The sequence below is a fragment of the Streptomyces sp. BE303 genome, from assembly GCF_036290945.1.
Classification (GTDB): Bacteria; Actinomycetota; Actinomycetes; order Streptomycetales; family Streptomycetaceae; genus Kitasatospora.
On record NZ_JAQYWZ010000869.1, the window covers coordinates 1 to 4,027 of the forward strand.

Genomic DNA, 4,027 nt, shown 5'->3' on the forward strand with positions numbered 1-4,027 from the left:
CAGGGCGGCCCAGTGGTGGATCTGGCGGACCAGCAGACCGCCGCGCACCTCGAAGCTGATGTCGACCGTCGACGCGTACGCCTCGGACATCGGGATGCCCTTGAGCGGGACGTACACGCCGTCGTAGATCACCTCGCCCATGGAGGGCTTGAAGAACAGCGTCAGGTAGACGCCGGTCAGGATGATGATCACGAAGGTGTAGAGGCAGATCTCACCGAGCATGAAGGACCAGTGGTCCGGGAAGATCTTGCGCAGGTTGGCCCGGGCGAGGGAGTAGATCCCCAGCCGGCCGTCCGTCCAGTCCGCCGCCTGCTCCCACTTGTTGGCGGGCTTGGCGCGCGTGCTGGCGGGCTTGGTGGCACCGGAAGTGGTGCGGCTCGCGCTACTCATCGAGCACGCTCCCAGTAGCTCGGGCCGACGGGCTCGTCGAAGTCGCCGGTGGCGACCAGGAAGCCCTTCTCGTCAGTGGTGATCTTCAGCTGCGGCAGCGGGTGGCCGGCCGGGCCGAAGATGACGCGCGCGCCGTCCGCCAGGTCGAAGGTCGACTGGTGGCAGGGGCAGAGCGCGTGGTGGGTCTGCTGCTCGTAGAGGCTGATCGGGCAGCCGACGTGGGTGCAGATCTTGGAGTAGGCGAGGATGCCCTCGAAACCCAGCTCCTTCGACTGCTCGTCCTTGATGTCCGCCGGCGCGATGCGCACCAGCATCAGGGCGTCCTTGGCGATGCGCTGCTGGAAGTCCTCGTCGTGGGTGTGCAGACCCTCGGGCATCGCGAAGGTCAGCGACCCGACCACGATGTCCTCCGCCGTCATCGGCAGGTTGGTGTTCATGTTGATGAGCGCCAGGGGCTTGGCCGGGGTGGCCTCCAGCCAGCCGGTGTGCTCCAGCTTGTCCTCGGGCAGCGGGCCCAGGTCGCGCAGCAGCACCACACCGGAGAGCGGCACCAGGGCCATCGAACCGATGAGGGTGTTGCGGATCATCTTGCGGCGGCCGAAGCCGGACTCCGCGGCGCCCGTCCGGAACTGCTCGATGACGTCGTTGCGGACCTCGTCGTCGGCCTCGATCGGGTGACGCTCGGCCGGCAGCTCGACGTCCGACATCAGGGTGCGGGCCCAGTGGACCGCGCCCGCGCCGATCAGGAACAGAGCCACGCCCAGGGTCATGCCCAGGGCGAAGTTCAGCGCGCTGACGTGTCCGAGCGGCCAGACGTAGACGATCTTGTCCTTGTCGATGGCCACGTAGGAGGCGATGAAGGCGACGGTGGCGATCATCGAGACCACGAACATCAGCGACACCTGGCGCTCGGCCCGCTTGGCGGCCCGCTCGTCGATGTCGGTGCGGCGCGGTTGGTGCTCCGGCAGACCCGGGTCGGCGAACGGATCGCCGTGGGTGGCCACCTCGTGGTGCCCGGCGGAGCCGTGGGACTCCGGGAGCTTCTCTTCTGACATGTCGTGGCTCATGACTTCTTGGCCTTGGTGGTGTGGGCGGCGACCCAGATCGCGACCGCGATGAGCGCTCCGAGCCCGAAGATCCAGCCGAACAGGCCCTCGGTCACCGGACCGAGGCTGCCGAGCGTGAGACCGCCGGGGTTGGGCTCATCGTTGGTGGTGTGGCGGACGAAGGCCACGATCTGCTTCTTCTGCTCCTCGGGCATGGTGCCGTCCGGGAACGACGGCATGTTCTGCGGGCCGGTCTGCATGGCCTCGTAGATGTGCTTCGCGTCCACGCCCTCCAGCGACGGGGCGTACTTGCCCTGGGTCAGGGCACCGCCCTGACCGGCGAAGTTGTGGCACTGGGCGCAGTTGGTGCGGAACAGCTCGCCGCCCTTGGAGAGGTCCTCGGGGTTGGTCGAGGTGTACTGCTCCTCGGTCGGCGTCACCGGGCCGGGGCCGAGCGAGGCCACGAAGGCGGCCATCTGGTCGATCTCGGCCTGCGAGTAGATGTTCTTCTTGGCCGGCACCTGGGCGCCGGGCTGCTGGGCCGGCATGCGGCCGGTACCGACCTGGAAGTCGACCGCGGCGGAGCCGACGCCGACCAGGCTGGGACCGTCGCTCGAACCCTGGCCGTTCAGGCCGTGGCAGGAGGAGCAGCCCACGGCGAAGAGCTTCTTGCCCTCATCGATCGCGAGCGACTGCGCGGCGACGTCGGCCTGCGCCTTGTCGGCGGGCGCGAACGCGGCGTACAGCCCCCCGGTTGCCGCCAGGGCGAGAAGTAGGACGACCAGCGCCGCCAGTGGGTGGCGCCGTCGTGCGGAGAGCTTTTTCACGGAATAACCCCGGTGTCAGGATCTGGTCGACTGGTGGGTGCACCCGGCGGCCGGTCTGGCCGGCACGAGGCTGCCTGTCTAGGGCTGCGCGCGCGGTCGGTCGGTGGGAGCGTCGCCCACCGGCGAAATCGGGCCGTCACCCAGAAGGGCGGGACCCGGAGCCGGTGGCCAGCGACCTGATCAGCTGGTTACTTGATCAGGTAGATGGTCGCGAACAGGGCGATCCACACGACATCGACGAAGTGCCAGTAGTACGACACCACGATCGCGGCGGTGGCCTGCTCGTGCGTGAAGCGCTTGGCTGCGTACGTCCGTCCCAGGACCAGCAGGAAGGCGATCAGACCACCCGTCACATGCAGACCGTGGAAGCCGGTGGTCAGGTAGAACACCGTGCCGTACGGGTCGGAGGACAGCGAGAGACCGTCCTTCTTGACCAGCTCGGTGTACTCGAAGATCTGGCCGCCGATGAAGATCGCGCCCATCACGAAGGTGATGATGAACCACGAGCGGAGCTTCTTCACGTCCCCGCGCTCGGCGGCGAAGACGCCGAGCTGGCAGGTGAGCGAGGAGAGCACCAGGATCGTGGTGTTGACCGAGGAGAAAGGCACGTTGAGGGCGTGCGCCTTCTCGGTCCAGTACTCGGCTCCCTTCACGGAGCGGAGCGTGAAGTACATCGCGAAGAGGGCCGCGAAGAACATCAACTCGGAACTGAGCCAGACGATCGTTCCGACGCTGACCATGTTCGGCCGGTTGACCGATCCGTGCGCGTGCCCGGTTTCTACTGCTGTTGCTGTCGCCACGACGGACATTATGTCGGTCCCTTATTCCGTCTTCACGTCGGGGGGTGTCCCTCGGAGTGTCCGGTGCGTGCGGTATGCCCCCCTGGTGGCCGACGGGCCGTCCGGACCGCCGCTGAGCAGCGGCGTGTCCCTTTTCTGACGGTTCTTCGAAGGCCCCTTCGACCCTGTTGCCCGCGTGTCGCACCACCCTTTCGGGGCCCTCCGGTAGTAAGGGGAGAAGCTCCCCGTCCGCCGTACGGGTGGACTGAGGGGGTGAGGGTGACGCGCTGTCCTCCGGCCGGACCAGTCGTGGGCGCGGCGGCTTGAGAAGGATCGCGCGGGAGTGGCTCGGCGGCCGGTGATCGGGAGTAGCATCCGGGGAGAGGCGAACGTGGTCCGGATCACACGTGAGGGAGCAGGGCCCATGGCGTACACGACAGACGAGACGCTGACCGTTCTCGTCTACAGCCACGACCGCACCACCCGCGAGCAGGTGCGCACGGCACTCGGCAGCCGGGTGGCCGAGGATCTGCCGGAGCTGTCCTACCTGGAGTGCGCGACCACCCCCGCGGTGCTCAAGGCGCTGGAGAAGGGCGGCGTGGACCTCTGTGTGCTGGACGGGGAGGCGGTTCCGGCCGGCGGGCTCGGACTCGCCCGGCAGCTGAAGGACGAGATCTACGGGTGCCCGCCGCTGCTGGTGCTGATCGGCCGGCCGCAGGACTCCTGGCTCGCCGCCTGGAGCCGGGCCGACGCGGCGATCTCCCAGCCGGTGGACCCGGTGGCGCTGGCCGGGTCCGCGGGCACGCTGCTCCGGGCGCGGCTGGCCAAGCGGACGCCGGCCGCCCGCTAGCTGTATTGACCCGCAGGATTGTTGACACGCGTGATCGGGGGTTGGCCTCCGAGTGCGGTGTGGCAGCGATGGTAGTTGTAGGCGTGCAGGAAGTCGGGGAGCGCTTCGGTTCGTTCCTGGTTGCTGGTGTAGGGG

4 protein-coding genes and 2 pseudogenes are annotated in these 4,027 nt (G+C 68.1%); 1 reads left to right on the forward strand and 5 read right to left on the reverse strand.

The window, feature by feature from the left end; all coding sequences use genetic code 11:
- The 4 genes and pseudogenes from PUR56_RS31235 to ctaE form a co-directional block, all read right to left on the reverse strand.
- A pseudogene (locus PUR56_RS31235) lies at positions 1-390 on the reverse strand (ubiquinol-cytochrome c reductase cytochrome b subunit); the annotation flags it as partial.
- Positions 387-1,457 (reverse strand): cytochrome bc1 complex Rieske iron-sulfur subunit, encoded by a 1,071-nt coding sequence (qcrA, locus tag PUR56_RS31240; protein ID WP_443034595.1) that lies wholly within the window; start codon positions 1,455-1,457, stop codon positions 387-389. The pseudogene PUR56_RS31235 and the gene qcrA, both read right to left, overlap by 4 nt.
- A complete protein-coding gene (qcrC, locus tag PUR56_RS31245; RefSeq protein ID WP_329882198.1) occupies positions 1,454-2,263 on the reverse strand; it encodes a cytochrome bc1 complex diheme cytochrome c subunit in 810 nt (269 codons plus the stop codon). Before qcrC ends, qcrA begins: the two co-directional genes overlap by 4 nt.
- A gap of 188 nt (positions 2,264-2,451) precedes the next feature.
- On the reverse strand, positions 2,452-3,072 hold the full coding sequence (ctaE, locus tag PUR56_RS31250) for an aa3-type cytochrome oxidase subunit III (protein WP_329882197.1): 621 nt from the start codon (positions 3,070-3,072) through the stop codon (positions 2,452-2,454).
- A gap of 394 nt (positions 3,073-3,466) precedes the next feature.
- On the opposite strand from ctaE, the gene PUR56_RS31255 reads away from it, so the two are divergent.
- Entirely contained in the window at positions 3,467-3,892 is a 426-nt protein-coding gene (locus PUR56_RS31255; RefSeq protein WP_329951442.1) for a hypothetical protein, read from the forward strand.
- Here the strand turns inward: PUR56_RS31255 and PUR56_RS31260 are convergent.
- Positions 3,889-4,027 (reverse strand): annotated as a pseudogene (locus tag PUR56_RS31260) (IS481 family transposase); the annotation flags it as partial. The gene PUR56_RS31255 and the pseudogene PUR56_RS31260 overlap by 4 nt on opposite strands.

Excerpts from the sequence above, each read along its gene's own strand:
- qcrA (WP_443034595.1), bottom strand. The coding sequence starts at position 1,457 with ATGAGCCACGACATGTCAGAAGAGAAGCTCCCGGAGTCCCACGGCTCC.
- ctaE (WP_329882197.1), bottom strand. The coding sequence starts at position 3,072 with ATGTCCGTCGTGGCGACAGCAACAGCAGTAGAAACCGGGCACGCGCAC.
- PUR56_RS31255 (WP_329951442.1), top strand. The coding sequence starts at position 3,467 with ATGGCGTACACGACAGACGAGACGCTGACCGTTCTCGTCTACAGCCAC.